Source organism: Pseudomonas sp. DF5 (genome assembly GCF_058148225.1).
Genome location: NZ_JBYVYM010000005.1, coordinates 182,966 through 199,022, shown reverse-complemented (window position 1 = coordinate 199,022; position 16,057 = coordinate 182,966). Strand labels below are relative to the sequence as shown.

At 59.7% G+C, this 16,057-nt stretch carries 17 protein-coding genes; 8 read left to right on the top strand and 9 right to left on the bottom strand.

The genetic code is table 11. The annotated features are described in order from the left end of the window. Positions 1-10: 10 nt before the first annotated feature. Entirely contained in the window at positions 11-568 is a 558-nt protein-coding gene (locus tag AC30D7_RS07215; RefSeq protein ID WP_007939779.1) for a hypoxanthine-guanine phosphoribosyltransferase, read from the bottom strand. Between the two features lie 176 nt (positions 569-744). Here AC30D7_RS07215 and upp point away from each other — a divergent pair, with 176 nt between their 5' ends. Next, a complete protein-coding gene (gene upp, locus AC30D7_RS07210) occupies positions 745-1,383 on the top strand; it encodes a uracil phosphoribosyltransferase (RefSeq protein WP_007939777.1) in 639 nt (212 codons plus the stop codon). A 2-nt stretch (positions 1,384-1,385) separates the two neighbouring features. Beyond that, entirely contained in the window at positions 1,386-2,660 is a 1,275-nt protein-coding gene (locus tag AC30D7_RS07205) for a uracil-xanthine permease family protein (RefSeq protein ID WP_305411166.1), read from the top strand. An 86-nt stretch (positions 2,661-2,746) separates the two neighbouring features. Here AC30D7_RS07205 and hemH read toward each other — a convergent pair whose 3' ends face one another. Both hemH and AC30D7_RS07195 read right to left on the bottom strand, forming a co-directional pair. Next, the gene (hemH, locus tag AC30D7_RS07200) at positions 2,747-3,769 is read right to left on the bottom strand and encodes a ferrochelatase (RefSeq protein WP_490133569.1); all 1,023 of its coding nucleotides are present in this window, start codon (positions 3,767-3,769) and stop codon (positions 2,747-2,749) included. 13 nt (positions 3,770-3,782) lie between these two features. Beyond that, entirely contained in the window at positions 3,783-4,685 is a 903-nt protein-coding gene (locus AC30D7_RS07195) for a TIGR01777 family oxidoreductase (protein ID WP_490133568.1), read from the bottom strand. Between the two features lie 196 nt (positions 4,686-4,881). Between AC30D7_RS07195 and AC30D7_RS07190 the strand changes: the two genes are divergently transcribed. The 6 genes from AC30D7_RS07190 to AC30D7_RS07165 all read left to right on the top strand — a co-directional run bounded on the left by AC30D7_RS07190 (position 4,882) and on the right by AC30D7_RS07165 (position 10,603). Further along, positions 4,882-5,868 (top strand): NAD(P)/FAD-dependent oxidoreductase, encoded by a 987-nt coding sequence (locus tag AC30D7_RS07190; RefSeq protein WP_490133567.1) that lies wholly within the window; start codon positions 4,882-4,884, stop codon positions 5,866-5,868. A 155-nt stretch (positions 5,869-6,023) separates the two neighbouring features. After that, positions 6,024-6,986 (top strand): YbgA family protein, encoded by a 963-nt coding sequence (locus AC30D7_RS07185; RefSeq protein WP_490133566.1) that lies wholly within the window; start codon positions 6,024-6,026, stop codon positions 6,984-6,986. Further along, positions 6,986-7,927 (top strand): MerR family transcriptional regulator, encoded by a 942-nt coding sequence (locus AC30D7_RS07180; RefSeq protein ID WP_490133565.1) that lies wholly within the window; start codon positions 6,986-6,988, stop codon positions 7,925-7,927. Before AC30D7_RS07185 ends, AC30D7_RS07180 begins: the two co-directional genes overlap by 1 nt. Before the next feature lie 20 nt (positions 7,928-7,947). Then, positions 7,948-9,387 (top strand): deoxyribodipyrimidine photo-lyase, encoded by a 1,440-nt coding sequence (gene phrB, locus AC30D7_RS07175; RefSeq protein WP_490133564.1) that lies wholly within the window; start codon positions 7,948-7,950, stop codon positions 9,385-9,387. Between the two features lie 76 nt (positions 9,388-9,463). Then, positions 9,464-10,237: an SDR family NAD(P)-dependent oxidoreductase gene (locus tag AC30D7_RS07170; RefSeq protein WP_490133563.1), complete on the top strand. Its 774-nt coding sequence runs from the start codon at positions 9,464-9,466 to the stop codon at positions 10,235-10,237. 60 nt (positions 10,238-10,297) lie between these two features. Beyond that, positions 10,298-10,603 carry a YkgJ family cysteine cluster protein gene (locus AC30D7_RS07165; RefSeq protein ID WP_490133562.1) on the top strand — a complete coding sequence of 102 codons (306 nt, stop codon included), beginning with the start codon at positions 10,298-10,300 and terminating at the stop codon, positions 10,601-10,603. 70 nt (positions 10,604-10,673) lie between these two features. On the opposite strand, the gene AC30D7_RS07160 is transcribed toward AC30D7_RS07165, so the two are convergent. The 6 genes from AC30D7_RS07160 to hemA form a co-directional block, all read right to left on the bottom strand. Beyond that, the gene (locus tag AC30D7_RS07160) at positions 10,674-11,192 is read right to left on the bottom strand and encodes an acyloxyacyl hydrolase (protein WP_490133561.1); all 519 of its coding nucleotides are present in this window, start codon (positions 11,190-11,192) and stop codon (positions 10,674-10,676) included. 116 nt (positions 11,193-11,308) lie between these two features. Continuing rightward, the gene (gene murI, locus AC30D7_RS07155) at positions 11,309-12,100 is read right to left on the bottom strand and encodes a glutamate racemase (protein ID WP_490133560.1); all 792 of its coding nucleotides are present in this window, start codon (positions 12,098-12,100) and stop codon (positions 11,309-11,311) included. Further along, positions 12,093-12,848: a molybdopterin-synthase adenylyltransferase MoeB gene (locus AC30D7_RS07150; RefSeq protein WP_490133559.1), complete on the bottom strand. Its 756-nt coding sequence runs from the start codon at positions 12,846-12,848 to the stop codon at positions 12,093-12,095. The genes murI and AC30D7_RS07150 overlap by 8 nt, the downstream gene beginning before the upstream one ends. Continuing rightward, the gene (prmC, locus tag AC30D7_RS07145) at positions 12,842-13,672 is read right to left on the bottom strand and encodes a peptide chain release factor N(5)-glutamine methyltransferase (RefSeq protein WP_490133558.1); all 831 of its coding nucleotides are present in this window, start codon (positions 13,670-13,672) and stop codon (positions 12,842-12,844) included. Before prmC ends, AC30D7_RS07150 begins: the two co-directional genes overlap by 7 nt. After that, the gene (gene prfA / locus AC30D7_RS07140; protein WP_007939759.1) at positions 13,673-14,755 is read right to left on the bottom strand and encodes a peptide chain release factor 1; all 1,083 of its coding nucleotides are present in this window, start codon (positions 14,753-14,755) and stop codon (positions 13,673-13,675) included. It lies immediately after the preceding gene. Next, a complete protein-coding gene (gene hemA, locus AC30D7_RS07135) occupies positions 14,752-16,041 on the bottom strand; it encodes a glutamyl-tRNA reductase (protein ID WP_008074196.1) in 1,290 nt (429 codons plus the stop codon). Before hemA ends, prfA begins: the two co-directional genes overlap by 4 nt. Positions 16,042-16,057: the final 16 nt, after the last annotated feature.

Genomic DNA, 16,057 nt, shown 5'->3' with positions numbered 1-16,057 from the left:
GCGGGTCTGCTTACAGGCCTTTAACGGCAAAAATCCCGTTGGCGTTACGCCAGTAGCCTTTGTAGTCCATGCCGTAACCGAAGATGTAACGGTCAATGCACGGCAGGCCGACGAAATCGGCTTTGAGGTCCGGGCGAGCCTTGCGGTCGTGGTCCTTGTCGATCAGCACGGCGGTGTGCACTTTGCGGGCGCCGGCGTGTTTGCAGAAGTCGATGATTGCACCCAGGGTGTGACCTTCATCGAGGATGTCGTCGATGATCAGCACGTCGCGGTCGATGAACGACACTTCCGGCTTGGCTTTCCAGAACAGCTCGCCGCCGCTGGTTTCGTTGCGATAGCGGGTGGCGTGCAGGTACGACGCTTCCAGCGGGAATTGCAGATGGGTGAGCAGCTTGCCGGCGAAAATCAGGCCGCCGTTCATCACACAGAACACCACCGGATTGCTTTCAGCCAGTTGTTCGTTGATATGTGCACCGACGCGGGCGATGGCCGCCTCGACTTCAGCTTCGGTGTACAGGCAGTCAGCCTCTCGCATGATTTGACGGATATGCTCGAGATCAGCGGACATGGCGCTCTCCAAGGGGTTTGAGGGGGAGGGACGGATTCGGAAAAGCGGGCAAAGGTACGCATCCCGCACGGCCAGATCAAGCGTTTGTGGACTAACGTACTGTATGTCTATAGGACAACACCCTCGGATAGATTAATCTAGGCCGGTTTTTTTGCCCGCCGCCGGAGCCTTTCCCCATGCCCATCCGTGAGATCCGCCATCCGCTGATCCGTCATAAACTTGGCCTTATGCGCCGCGCCGACATCAGCACGAAGAATTTCCGTGAGCTCGCTCAGGAAGTCGGCGCCCTGCTGACCTATGAAGCCACCAAAGACCTGCCGCTGGAAAGCTACGACATCGAAGGCTGGTGCGGCACGGTGTCGGTGGAGAAAATCGCCGGCAAGAAAATTACCGTGGTGCCAATCCTGCGTGCCGGTATCGGCATGCTCGAAGGCGTGCTGAGCCTGATCCCGGGCGCCAAAGTCAGCGCCGTGGGCGTGGCCCGTAACGAGGAAACCCTCGAAGCCCACACCTACCTGGAAAAACTGGTGCCGGAAATCGACGAGCGCCTGGCGATGATCATCGACCCGATGCTCGCCACCGGCGGCTCGATGGTCGCCACCATCGATTTGCTGAAGAAGGCCGGCTGCAAGGACATTCGCGCGATGGTCCTGGTGGCCGCTCCCGAAGGTATCGCCGCTGTGGAGAAGGCTCACCCGGACGTGACCATCTACACCGCTTCCATTGACCAGAAACTGAACGAACACGGTTACATCATCCCAGGCTTGGGCGATGCCGGTGACAAGATCTTCGGCACCAAGCAGAAGGACGCGTGACCATGCAGCAAGAGTTCAACGATCCGCTCTGGCGCACGGTTCTGTCCGGCGCGCAGATGCTGTTCGTGGCCTTCGGCGCCCTGGTGTTGATGCCGCTGATTACCGGCCTCGACCCTAACGTGGCGCTGTTCACCGCAGGTTTAGGGACGATCCTGTTCCAGATCGTCACCGGGCGTCAGGTGCCGGTATTCCTGGCGTCGAGCTTCGCCTTCATCACCCCGATCATTCTCGCCAAGGGTCAGTTCGGCCTGGCGGCGACCATGGGCGGCGTGATGGCGGCCGGTTTCGTCTACACCTTCCTCGGCCTTGCGGTGAAGATCAAAGGCACCGGGTTTATCGACCGTTTGCTGCCTCCGGTGGTAATTGGCCCGGTGATCATCTCCATCGGCCTGGCCATGGCGCCGATTGCCGCCAACATGGCGATGGGCAAGGCGGGCGACGGCACTGAGCTGATTCATTACCAGACGGCGATGATGATTTCGATGCCGGCGCTGCTGACCACCCTGATCGTCGCGGTGTTCGGCAGAGGTATTTTCCGCCTGGTGCCAATTATCTCCGGTGTGCTGGTGGGTTTTGCCATGGCGTTTTATTTCGGCGTGGTCGATACCGCGAAGATTGCCGTGGCACCGTGGTTCGCGATTCCACATTTCACCGCGCCGGAATTCAACTGGCAGGCGATTCTGTTCATCGTTCCGGTGGCCCTGGCCCCGGCCATCGAGCACATCGGTGGCGTGATTGCCGTGGGTAGCGTGACCGGTCGCGACTACCTGAAAAAACCCGGCCTGCACCGCACCCTGCTCGGCGATGGCATTGCCACCACCGCAGCCGGCCTGTTCGGCGGCCCGCCTAACACCACTTACGCCGAAGTGACTGGCGCGGTGATGCTGACCAAAAACTACAACCCGAAGATCATGACCTGGGCGGCGATCTTCGCGATCAGCCTGGCGTTCATCGGCAAGTTCGGCGCACTACTGCAAAGCATCCCGGTGCCGGTGATGGGCGGAATTCTCTGCCTGTTGTTCGGCTCGATTGCCGCGGTGGGGATGAACACCATGATTCGCCACAAGATCGACCTGGGCGAAGCACGCAACCTGGTGATTGTCTCGGTGACGCTGGTGTTCGGGATTGGCGGCATGCTGGTCGGCACCGGTACCGGCCAGAACGATTTCGGCCTCAAAGGCATCGCGCTGTGCGCGGTGGTGGCGATTGCGCTGAACCTGTTGCTGCCGGGCAATGACAGCTGGAAGCACAAGAAGGCGGATGAGCCGCTGATCTAAGCAGGTCTCAAGAACGCCATCGCGGGCAAGCCCGCTCCCACAAGGTCAGCGCAATACCTGTGGGAGCGGGCTTGCCCGCGATGCTTTTAAAGCGCCAACGGCGCCCTTTCGCACAACGCGTTCAACGCCTTGGCCCATTGCGGCTCATCGTTGAGGCAAGGCACCAGTACCAACTCCTCCCCTCCCGCTTCGCGGAATTGCTCCTTCCCACGATCACCGATTTCTTCCAGTGTCTCGATGCAGTCGGCAACGAAGGCCGGGCACATCACCAGGACTTTCTTCACGCCGCTTTTGGCCAACTCATCGAGGCGCGCTTCGGTGTAGGGTTCGATCCACTTGGCCCGCCCCAGACGCGACTGGAACGACACCGACCACTTGCCGTCCGGAATGCCCATGCGCTTGGCAAACTCTGCGGCCGTGCGCAGGCACTGACCGCGATAACAAGTCGCGACCACTTCTGGCGGCGCACCGGCGCAGCAATCGCCACCACCTTCGAAGCTGTGCCCCGGATTGAGCTTCTTCAGGTGCCGTTCCGGCAAACCATGGAAGCTCAGCAGCAGATGATCGAAATCCTGCTGCAGATAAGGCCTGACACTGGCCACCAACGCATCAAGGTATTCCGGCTGATCGTAGAACGGCTGAAGAACCGAGAACTGCATGTCGAGCTTTTTATCGCGCACCACGCGCTTGGCTTCTTCGATCACGGTGGTCACGGTGCTGTCGGCGAATTGCGGATAGAGCGGCGCCAGGGTCACTTTCTTATGCCCCTGGGCAGCCAGCCGCACCAGTGCGGATTCAATCGATGGCTCGCCGTAACGCATCGCCAGCTCTACAGGCCCGTGGGTCCATTGGGCGGTCATGGCCTGTTGCAAACGACGGCTGAGCACCACCAGCGGCGAACCCTCTTCCCACCAGATCGACGCGTAAGCGTGGGCCGATTGCTCCGGGCGCTTGATCAGAATCAACGACACCAGCAAACGTCGCACCGGCCATGGCAGGTCGATCACGTATGGGTCCATCAGAAATTGATTGAGGTAACTGCGTACATCCGCCACCGAGGTGGAAGCAGGTGAACCCAGGTTGACCAGAAGCAACGCGTGATCGGTCATGCAACGTCCTATTTCAGAGGCGGCCGGACAAATCGTCCAATGCCGCGCGCAAATCAGTGAACCGGAAAGTGAAACCCGCTTCCAGCAAACGAGCTGGCATAGCCTTCTGACCACCCAGCAACAACAATGACAACTCGCCCAGACCGACCTTCAAGACGAGAGTCGGCATTGGCATGAACGCTGGACGATGCAATACGTCACCCAACGTTTTGGCGAATTCGCGATTACGCACCGGACCGGGGGCGCAGGCATTATAGGGACCGCTGGCCTCATTGCGATGCAGAAGAAAATCAATCAGGGCGATTTGATCTTCGATATGAATCCACGACATCCACTGCCGACCGCTGCCGATCGGCCCGCCCAGCCCCAGTTTGAACGGTAACAACAGACGCGACAAAAAGCCGCCCTCGGCGGACAACACCAACCCCGTACGAATGAGCACTACGCGAATGCCCAAGGCTTCGGCGCGTTGCGCGGTTTCTTCCCAGGCGATACACAATTGGCTGGCGAAATCATCGATGACCGGTGGCGATTGCTCGGTCAACTCCCGCTCGCCGCCGTCACCGTACCAACCGATCGCTGAGCCTGAGATCAGCACCTGCGGTTTCTGCGCGCGACTTTCAAGCCACGCCAATAGGGTTTCGGTCAGCGTGATCCGGCTGCTCCACAACAGCGCTTTGCGCTTGTGGGTCCAAAGCCGATCGGCGATCGGCGCACCTGCAAGGTTGATGATTGCATCCACCGGTTCTGGCCCAAAATCCTCAAGCCGTGCGATTCCCCGTACCTGAGTGCCGCAGATTTTGGCGACTTTTTCGGGCTTGCGACTCCAGACGGTGAGGTGATGCCCCTGACCCGACCAGTGTCGGCAGAGCTGACGTCCTATCAAACCAGTACCGCCGGTCAGCAATATTTGCATGACATCTTCCTCGCGTGGCGTTTTACCCGGATCACTAGTCTATTTTTATAAGCAGGGATCTTTGGTATTGGGCAGGCTCTGTGTTTAACAATAGGCCAAGCTCTCAGAACAAGAACGCTAAAAGTTATACCAAAAAACAATATTGTACAGGTTTGAACCACGGCGTAGTCTGTACAGACAGGTAAACGAGGCCCCTATGACTGTACCTATCGCAATCATCGGCACCGGCATCGCCGGACTCTCAGCCGCCCAGGCCCTTACGGAGGCCGGGCATGTCGTTCAACTTTTCGATAAAAGCCGTGGCAGCGGCGGGCGCATGTCGAGCAAGCGCAGCGATGCGGGTGCTCTGGACATGGGCGCGCAATATTTCACTGCCCGCGACCGTCGATTCGTTACCGAAGTCCAGCGCTGGCAAGCCAACGGTTGGGTCGCCGTATGGACGCCGCAGCTCTATACCTTCCACGGTGGCCAGCTCAGACCCTCGCCGGACGAACAGACACGTTGGGTCGGCACGCCGCGCATGAGCGCCATCACCCGTGCGCTGCTCGGTGACCTGCAAGTGCAATTCGGCTGCCGGATCACCGAGGTCTATCGCGGCGAAGAGCACTGGCATCTGCAAGACGCCGAAGGCTTCACCCACGGGCCGTTCAGTCATGTGGTGATTGCCACGCCAGCCCCTCAGGCGACCGCGCTGCTGCCTGCTGCGCCGAAACTCGCCGGGGCCGCCGCCGGGGTAAAAATGGAGCCGACCTGGGCGGTTGCCCTGGCTTTCGACACGCCACTGGAGACGCCGATCGAAGGCTGCTTCGTGCAAGACAGCCCCCTCGACTGGCTGGCGCGCAACCGTAGCAAGCCGGGACGCGACAACACCCTCGATACTTGGGTGCTGCACGCCACCAGTGCCTGGAGCCGACAGCATATCGATCTGTCCAAGGAGGCGGTGATCGAGCAATTGCACGGTGCCTTTGCCGAACTGTTGCACGATGCCATGCCTGCACCGACCTTCAGCCTCGCTCACCGCTGGCTTTACGCCCGGCCGGCCAGCAGCCATGAGTGGGGAGCCCTGGCCGATGCTGATCTGGGTTTATATGTATGTGGCGACTGGTGCCTGTCCGGCCGTGTCGAAGGCGCCTGGCTCAGTGGCCAGGAAGCGGCCCGCCGCCTGCACGAACACCTGCAATGAACCGCCTCGATTAGAGCACATTGCTGCTGTCGACATGGACAGCAGCCCTGCTAAAAACTTATACAGAAAATTTGACTTGTACACCTTTGGATCTATGATGGACAGATGTTGTACAGGTTTAATCATCCGTACAAGTCTGGATTCGAGGTGCTCCGATGCCTGCACAAACAGCAACCCTACCCAAAATCGCCATCAGCGCCTGCCTGATGGGGGCCGAGGTTCGCTACAACGGCGGGCACAAGACGTCACGGCTATGCAGCCACTTCCTTTCCGATTATTTCGATTTCGTCCCGGTGTGCCCGGAAGTTGCCATCGGCCTGGGTATCCCTCGCGAACCGATCCGACTGGTCGGCAACCCCGAACATCCGCAGGCGGTCGGCACCGTCAACCCTGAAAACAACGTCACCCGGCCGCTGGCCGAATATGCTCAGAAAATGGCTCGGGAACTGGGTGACATCTGCGGCTATATCTTCATGCAGAAATCCCCTTCGTGCGGCCTGGAGCGGGTCAAGGTCTACCACGCCAATGGCGCGCCGGTGGACGGCGGCGGCAGTGGCATTTACGCCCGGACCTTCTGCGCGCTGCACCCTGATTTGCCGGTGGAGGAAGAAGGCCGGCTCAACGACCCGGTGCTGCGGGAAAACTTCCTCACCCGCGTGTTCGCCTATAGCGCCTGGCAGCAATTGCTGCGGACCGGCCTGACCCGGCGCCGCCTGACGGATTTTCACTCGCGCTACAAATACCTGTTGATGGCCCACAATCCGGTGCAATACAAAACCTTGGGCAACCTGCTGGGCAGCATGGGCCGCACCGATCCCGACACCATCGGCCCACGCTATTTCAGCGAGCTGATGGCCGCCTTGAAAAAATGCGCCACGCGCCGCACCCACACTAACGTCCTGCAACACCTCAGTGGCTACCTCAAACAGGCCATCAGCACTGAAGACAAGCAGGAAATGCAGCACATCATCGGCCAGTATCGTCACGGCATCGTGCCACTGGTGGTGCCGCTGACGTTGCTCAAACACTACTTCCGCCAACATCCGGATCCGTACATTGCGCAACAGGTCTACCTGCAACCGCACCCGGAAAACCTCAGCCTGCGAAACGCAATCTAATGAAAACCCCACCGGACACCAGCGCCAGCGAAGACCTCGGCACCGATTTCAAAAAGGCTCTGGACGCAGGCTGGCTGCCCATCCGTGAAGTGGCGCGGCAGACCGGGGTCAACGCCGTCACCTTGCGCGCCTGGGAACGGCGCTACGGGTTGATCGTGCCTCAGCGAACCCCCAAGGGTCATCGACTGTTCTGCGCCGAACACGTCCAACGCATCCTGATGATCCTCACCTGGCTCAATCGCGGCGTGGCGGTCGGTCAGGTCAAGCAACTGCTCGACACGCCTCAGGTGCTTGCCGAGCCCGTCGGAAACGATTGGCTGGTGCTGCGCCAGACACTGCTGCAAGCCGTTACCCAACTGGCCGAACGCACCCTTGATGACACTGTGAACCAGGCAATGGCGCTGTATCCGCCACGCACTTTGTGTGAACACCTGTTGATGCCGTTGCTGGCGGAGCTGGAACAACGCTGGCAAGGCCAGTTCGGTGCCCAGATGGAGCGGGTGTTTGTCTATTCCTGGTTGCGCAGTAAATTCGGCGCAAGGGTCTATCACAACAACCGTCAGTTGCGCACCGCGCCGCTGCTGCTGATCAATCACTCGGACCTGCCTCTGGAGCCTCATCTATGGCTCACCGCCTGGCTGATCAGCAGCACCGATTGCCCGGTGGAAGTTTTCGACTGGCCACTCCCGGTCGGCGAACTGACGCTGGCGGTCGATCACCTGCAAGCCCGCGGCGTACTGCTGTATTCCAGCAAAGCCATGAACCTTGCAAAGTTGTCGAAACTTTTGAATGGCGTCAGTTGCCCAAAAATGATCGCCGGTCCAACGGTGTGCATCCACCACGCCGACTTGACCGCAAAAAACACCGCCATTGTTGATTTGATCCTGGCCGATAACCCGTTATCGGCCCATCTGGACCTGATTCAGCGTGGGCTCATTTAATGAATCGTACGGATACGACCATGCAATTGATCTGGCTGCGCAGCGACTTGCGTCTACATGACAACACCGCCCTCTCGGCCGCCGCAGCCCGTGGCCCGAGTGTGGCGGTGTATTTGCTGAGCCCGCAGCAGTGGCTTGCGCATGATGATGCGCCGTGCAAAGTGGATTTCTGGCTGCGCAACCTCGGCGAATTACGCCGCGCGCTGGATGCCCTGAACATCCCGCTGCTGATTCGCCGGGCGCCCCGCTGGGATGAGGCGCCCAAGGTTCTGCTCGAACTGTGCCAGCAGTTGAAGATCGACGCGGTGCACGTCAACGAGGAATACGGCATTCATGAAACCCGCCGTGATGCAGCGGTAGCTCAAGCGCTGAAAGCCCGAGGCATCGACTTTCACAGCTACCTTGATCAACTGCTGTTCAAGCCAGGCACCGTGCTCACCAGAACCGGAACCTACTTCCAGGTCTTCAGCCAGTTTCGCAAGGTCTGCTACGAACGCCTGCACGCATCATTACCCGGACTGGTCGCCGCACCTGCCCTCCAGGCTCCGTTGCCTATCGGCAGCGACGAACCGCCCTGCCGTGTCGAGGGTTTCGATCCCCCCAACGACAGCTTGCGTGCCCTCTGGCCAGCCGGTGAAACCGAATCCCGGCGCCGTCTCGACACCTTTGTCGACGCCCAGATCGAGCACTACCACAGCGAACGCGACTTCCCGGCAAAACCCGGCACCAGCCAGCTCTCGGCCTATCTCGCCGCCGGTGTGATTTCCCCTCGTCAGTGCCTGCACGCTGCGCTGCGAAGCAATCAGGGCGAGTTCGAAAGCGGCAAGGTCGGTGCCATTACCTGGATCAATGAGTTGTTGTGGCGCGAGTTCTACAAACACATTCTGGTGGGCTACCCACGGGTCTCCCGGCACCGCGCCTTCCGCCCGGAAACCGAAGCCCTGGCCTGGCGTGACGCCCCGGAAGAGCTCAAAGCCTGGCAGCAAGGCCGCACCGGCCTGCCGATCATCGACGCCGCCATGCGCCAGCTGCTGGAAACCGGCTGGATGCACAACCGCCTGCGCATGGTGGTCGCAATGTTCCTGACCAAGAACCTGCTGATCGACTGGCGGGAAGGCGAACGCTTCTTCATGCGGCATCTGATTGATGGTGACCTGGCAGCGAACAATGGTGGCTGGCAGTGGAGTTCGTCCACCGGCACCGATTCAGCACCCTACTTCCGGATTTTCAACCCGCTGAGCCAGTCGGAAAAGTTCGACGCCGAAGGGGTGTTCATCAAGCACTGGTTGCCGGAGCTCAGCGGGCGGAACAAAAAAGACCTGCACAACCCGGCAAATCTCGACGGACTGTTCGGCGTGAGGGATTATCCGTTGCCCATCGTCAGCCTGAGCGCTTCCCGGGAGCGGGCCATCGCCGCGTTCAAGAACCTGCCATCACGACAGGGTTTATCGCCACCGTAATTAGATTGATTCCACAGCATTGCGTTATGAACACGGAATCGAGACAGGAAAATATTGGGTTGAAAAGGGAGTTGGTATGAGTCGTACACCCCCAAGGCGATACTGGTTGACCGGCGCCAGCGATGGTATCGGTGCCGCGCTGGCCGAAGAAATACTGAAAACCGGAGCCCATCTGGCGGTCAGCTCGCGCTCGGTGAAGTCATTGATATCCCTGTCCGAGCGCTATCCTGGTCAAGTATTGGTGGTCGAGGGCGATTTGACCAACGGGCAAAGAGTGCGCGAAATCGGTGAGCGGATTGCGCAGGAATGGGGCTCTCTGGACACCATGATCCTTAACGCCGGCACCTGCGAATACGTCGACATCAATCAGTTGGACTCGTCTATCATCGAGCACATCGTGCGTACCAACTTGCTTGCCAGCAGTTATTGCATCGCAGCCGCCCGGCCCCTGCTGCATGCGGGCACTGCGCCGCATCTGGTGGGCATGGCCAGTTCGGTGACCTGGCTCCCCCTGCCACGGGCTGAATCCCATGGCGATTCAAAGGCCGGGTTGCGTCATCTGCTCGAGTCTTTACGCATCGACATGACGCCGGAAAACATCGAAATGACCGTGGTCAGCCCAGGGCTTATCGATACAACCCTGAACGACGGCGTCCCGATACATCTCGACTGGACAGCGGACCAGGCTGCGCGATACCTCCTCGACATGATCAGGAATCGTCCACTGGAACTCTTCTTGCCGGAGCTGCTCATGCCTGTTCTTTGGCCGCTGCCGCAACAACCCGACCGGACGGGACTGGCAGTCGACGGACAAGCGCGAACCAAGCCACCAATCGAGGACATGCCGTGAAGCCCGAGCGTCTGTCAGGCCTTTTACACAGCGTGGGTCCACTGCCTTACACTGCGCGCCATGAAAACCATTCCCCACACGCAAGTCGCCGAGCCTGCGATCACCTGCTCGACCTGCGCAGCCTGCTGCTGCCAGCTTGAAGTGATGCTGATCACTGACACCGGCGTGCCCGAACGCTTTATCGATACCGATGATTGGGGGGGTGAAGTCATGCTGCGACTGGATGATGGCTGGTGCGCCGCGCTGGATCGCAACAGCATGATGTGCACCATCTATGAAAAGCGTCCGCTGATCTGCAGGGAGTTCGAAATGGGCGCACCGGAATGCATCACCGAACGCCAGGGGATTGCGACGGCGTATCGGTGAAGGCGAAGTCCCCCGAATACGAACGTGGGAAGCGAGCAGGCTCGCTTCCCACGTTTAAAACATCGCAGGCTTACAACGGCATCGTGTAATGCAATGCGTAACTTTCTACACCGTCGTTCGGGTTGCTGAGCCCGGCATTGGAATAGTGGGTGGCGCGAATCCCGACTTCATGTCCGCCGGTAAAGCGCAGACCAAAGCCGAAACGGTCTTCGAACTGAAAGGCACTGCCGAGCTTGTTATCTTCAAGTTCGGTGTTGGCAAATACCGCGACGCCGATCCCCGCTTCGACATAGGGTTTGATGGTCTGGCCGGCAAACTCGTACACCAGCACCGGCGAGAACGACAAACTGTGGTTGCTCGCTGTTTTGTCGCCATCCCAGTAGGTGTAAGCGCCGCTCCAGTAGCCGGTCAAGCGACCAACGTCACTCTGGAGCCAGCTCTTGTCCCAATCGAACTGCATGCCCAATCGGTAGGTCATGGTCGAATCGCTGGTCTGGCCGACCCCGAACTCCACCCCTGCCGCCTGTGCGGTAAAACTGTGCCCCATTAATGCGGTCGCAATCGCGGCCAAACAGAATAGTCGCTTCATTAGAAACATCCTTTTCCGAACAATTTGGTATGGTTTTTATGCTGCCCAACAAACAAAGCTATAGAAATCGTCGTTTAATCAGAAGTTCACCCCAATTATTCGCTTGCTACGCGCTTCTACCTATCGAAGCTTCGCACAACCCCAGACATATTCCACAGGACCGGTAAGATATTTCTGAAATGCTCAGGGTCCGAACTCGACCAGAACTGTGCGGGGCGAGCAGGCCCCTCGGCCAGCAATTCACGCTCGACCAACAGACGCTGGAGCTGCCGCGCCACAGCGGCACCGGTATCGATCAGGCTGATGCTTTGCGGGAGCATCTGCTTTAGCAGCGGCTTTAAAAAGGGATAATGCGTGCAGCCGAGAATGATCGTATCTGCACCAGCAGCCAGCAGCGGTTCGACATACCCTTGCAGCAACCGGCGCAATGTCTCGCTGTGCAGGTCGCCATTTTCAATCAGCTCCACCAGACCAGGGCACGGCTGAGTGATGACTCGCACATCAGTGGCGAAACGGTCGAGCAAGGCAGCAAACTTGGCACTCTGCAAAGTACCGGTGGTGGCGAGCACGCCGACCACACCGCTGCGCGTTGCCGCAGCAGCCGGCTTGACCGCGGGCTCCATGCCGACGATGGGCCACTCGGGAAAATCGCGCCGCAAGTCCGCAACGCCAGCCACCGTCGCGGTGTTGCAAGCCAGTACCAGCGCCTTGGCACCCTGCTGCTGAAAGAAATGCGCCATGACGCTGCAACGCTGGCGAATGAATGCCGGGGTTTTCTCGCCGTAGGGAATATTCCCGCAATCACCGAGGTACAACAGAGATTCGTTGGGCAGCAACTGCTGGATCTCGGCCAGCACGGAGAGTCCACCGACGCCGGAATCGAATACAGCAATCGGCGCTTCACGCATGGCTCGCCCCGCAGACGCTGCAGCCTGGATCACGCTTGACCCGCAATTCACGGAAGCGTGAGCCCAAGGCATCGATCAACAACAGGCGCCCCACCAACGGCTCGCCGAACCCCACCAGCAGTTTCAGCGCTTCCAGTGCCTGGAGGCTGCCGACCAACCCGACCAAAGGACCGACGACACCCGCCTCGCTGCAGGTCAACTCGGCTTCGCTGCCGTGACCGTATAAACAGTGGTAGCAAGGGCTCTCTGGACGACGAGGGTCGAATACCGACAATTGCCCTTCCAGACGAATCGCCGCACCGCTGACCAACGGCTTGCGCGCGGCCACACACGCAGCGTTGACCGCCTCGCGGGTGGAAAAATTGTCGGAACAATCCAGCACCAGATCCACCGCAGCAACGGCGGCAGCCAGCGAATCCTCGTCCAGTGCAGTGCGATGAGCGATCAGCTGAATCTCGGGATTGATCGCAGTCAGGCGACGAATCGCCGAATCGACTTTGCTCAGGCCAACGCTGTCAGTGTCGTGAACGATCTGGCGCTGCAGATTGGTCAGGTCCACCGTATCGAAATCCGCCAGATGCAACTCACCGACCCCGGCAGCGGCCAGGTACAGCGCAACCGGTGAGCCAAGACCACCGAGGCCGACAATCAATACGCGGCTTTCCTTGAGTCGTAACTGGCCGTCGATGTCGACGTGTTGCAGCAGAATCTGCCGACTGTAACGCAGCAACTCCTGATCATTCAGCACGGCAAGCGCCCCAGACTAATGCGTTGGTGACCGCCCAGATCGGTGCGGCTGTGGACTTCCTCAAAGCCGCGGGTCAGCAGCAAATCGCGCACCGCGCAGGCTTGATCGTAACCGTGTTCGAGCATCAACCAGCCACCCGCCTCAAGATGCTCCGGTGCCTGGGCGACGATCAGACGCAGATCGTCGAGCCCATCGACGCCGGCCACTAGTGCACTGGCCGGCTCGAAGCGCACATCGCCTTCTGCCAGATGCGGATCGGTCGAAGCGATGTAGGGCGGATTGCTGATGATCAGTTGAAAACGCTGGCCTTCCAGGGCGCTGAACCAATGACTGCTCAGTACGGTAGCGTTGTTCAGGTTCAGGCGCTGACGATTGCGCTCGGCCAGGGCCACGGCTTCCAGCACACGATCCACGGCGGTAACCTTCCAGGCCGGACGCTCGCTAGCCAGCGCCAGGGCGATGGCACCACTGCCGGTGCCCAGATCGAGCACTTTGGCTGGGGTGGCCGGCAACAGCTCCAACGCAGCATCCACCAGCAATTCAGTGTCGGGACGTGGAATCAGCGTGTGGGGCGCGACTTCCAGGTCGAGCTTCCAGAAACCTTGCTGCCCCAGAATATAGGCCACTGGCTCACCGCTACGGCGGCGCTGCAAATACTCGGCAAACTTCAGTGCCGCTTCGCTTGGGACGATGCGTTCAGGCCAGGTGTGCAGAAAACTGCGGGACTTGCCCAAGGCAGCCGCCAGCAGCAATTCGGCATCCAGACGCGCGGTTGGCGAATCAGGCAAATCGGCGGCGCGCAGCAAACTGGCGATGATCGTCATTTACTCACCTATCGCTGCCAATTGGTCAGCCTGGTACTCGGCCAGCAACGGTTCGATCACCGCATCCACGCCGCCCGCAAGAATTTCGTCGAGCGAATACAGCGTCAGGTTGACCCGATGGTCGGTGACCCGGCCCTGGGCGAAGTTATAGGTACGGATCCGCTCGGAGCGATCACCGGAACCGACCAGCAATTTACGCTCGCTGGCGATGGCATTGGCCGCGGCGCTGGTCTGCTGGTCGTTGAGCTTGGCCGACAGCCAGGACATCGCCCGGGCGCGGTTCTTGTGTTGGGAACGCTCTTCCTGACACTCGACGACAATACCGGACGGCAAGTGCGTGATACGAATCGCCGAATCGGTCTTGTTGACGTGCTGACCACCGGCACCGGAGGAACGATAGGTATCGACCCGCAGATCCGCCGGGTTGATTTCGATGGCTTCCTGCTCATCCGGCTCGGGCAATACCGCCACGGTGCAGGCCGAGGTGTGGATGCGACCTTGAGATTCAGTGGCCGGAACCCGCTGCACACGGTGCGCACCGGATTCGAACTTCAGCTTGCCGTAGACATTCTCGCCTTCGACGCGGGCAATGACTTCTTTATAGCCACCGTGTTCGCCTTCGTTCTCCGACAGAATTTCTACGCGCCAGCCACGCCGCTCGGCGTAACGCGAATACATGCGGAACAGGTCACCGGAGAAAATCGCCGCTTCGTCACCGCCAGTGCCTGCGCGGATTTCGAGGAACACGTTACGCCCGTCGTTCGGATCCTTGGGCAGCAACATGCGTTGCAGGCTGGCTTCGAGCTCGATCAATCGCTCCTTGGCTTCGCGGACTTCCTCCACGGCCATTTCACGCATGTCCGGGTCACTGTCCTTGAGCAGAGCCTGTGCGCCTTCGAGGTCGCCCTGCACTTTGAGCAGCTGTTTATAGGTGTCGACGATCGGCTCGACTTCCGCGTATTCCTTGGAATAGGTGCGGAATTTGTTCTGATCGGAAATGACTTCGCCATCGCCAAGCAGGGCGGTCAATTCCTCGAAACGGTCCTGGAGGATGTCCAGCTTATTGAGCAGTGACGCTTTCATTGCGGTTTCTTATCCGAAAAGCTATCCGATGAGCCCTCACCGAGGGCAAAGAGTTCCTGGGCCATGGCCAGCGCATCGAGGCGGCCTTCGGCAGAGAGCTTTTTCAATTGCACGCTCGGGGCGTGCAAGAGTTTGTTGGTCAGGCCACGGGCCAATTGCACCAGCACGTCCTCGGCGCTGCTGCCGTTGGCGAGCATGCGCTGAGCCTTCTGCAATTCTTCGTCGCGCAAGCGCTCGCTTTGCTGACGATAAGCCTTGAGCACATCCACCGCCGCCAGTTCGCGCAGGCGAACCATGAAATCTTCGGCTCCGACCGACACCATTTCCTCGGCAGCCTGGGCAGCGCCCTGACGGCTCTTGAGGTTTTCGGCGACCACTTCGTGGAGGTCGTCGACGCTATACAGGTAAACGTCGTCCAACTCGCCGACTTCCGGCTCGATATCCCGTGGAACGGCGATATCTACCATGAAAATCGGCTTGTGCTTGCGCAATTTCAAGGCACTTTCCACCGCGCCTTTACCGAGAATCGGCAACTGGCTGGCGGTGGAACTGATGACGATGTCGCTGCGCACCAGTTCTGCCGGGATGTCCGAGAGCAACACCGCGTGGGCGCCGAACTGCTCGGCCAGGATGCTTGCGCGCTCCAGGGTGCGGTTGGCGACCACGATTCGCTTCACGCCCAGCTCATGCAGATGGCGGGCGACCAGAGTGATGGTCTCGCCGGCACCGATCAGCAAGGCCTGGCTGCGTTGCAAATCACTGAAGATCTGTTTCGCCAGGCTGACTGCGGCAAACGCCACGGACACCGGGTTCTCGCCAATGGCAGTGTCGGTTCGCACCTGTTTTGCCGCGTTGAACGTAGCCTGGAACAAACGCCCGAGCAGCGGACCGATGGTGCCCGCCTCGCGAGCCACGGCGTAAGCCGATTTCATCTGGCCGAGAATCTGTGGCTCACCCAACACCAGCGAATCGAGCCCGGAGGCGACCCGCATCATGTGACGAACTGCCGCATCATCTTCATGCACATAAGCGCTAGCGCGCAGCTCATCGAGGCTCAAATGATGATAGTCGGCCAGCCAGCGCAACACGATGTCAGCCGAAAGGTGATCCTGTTCTATATACAGTTCACTGCGATTGCAGGTGGAGAGGATCGCAGCTTCGCGGCTGTCGGTGAGTCGGCAGAGCTGCTGCAAGGCCTCAACCAGCTGCTCAGGGGTAAAGGCCACGCGCTCGCGGACGTCTACTGAAGCAGTCTTGTGGTTAATACCGAGTGCAAGGAAGGCCATTCAAGGTCGCTGATGG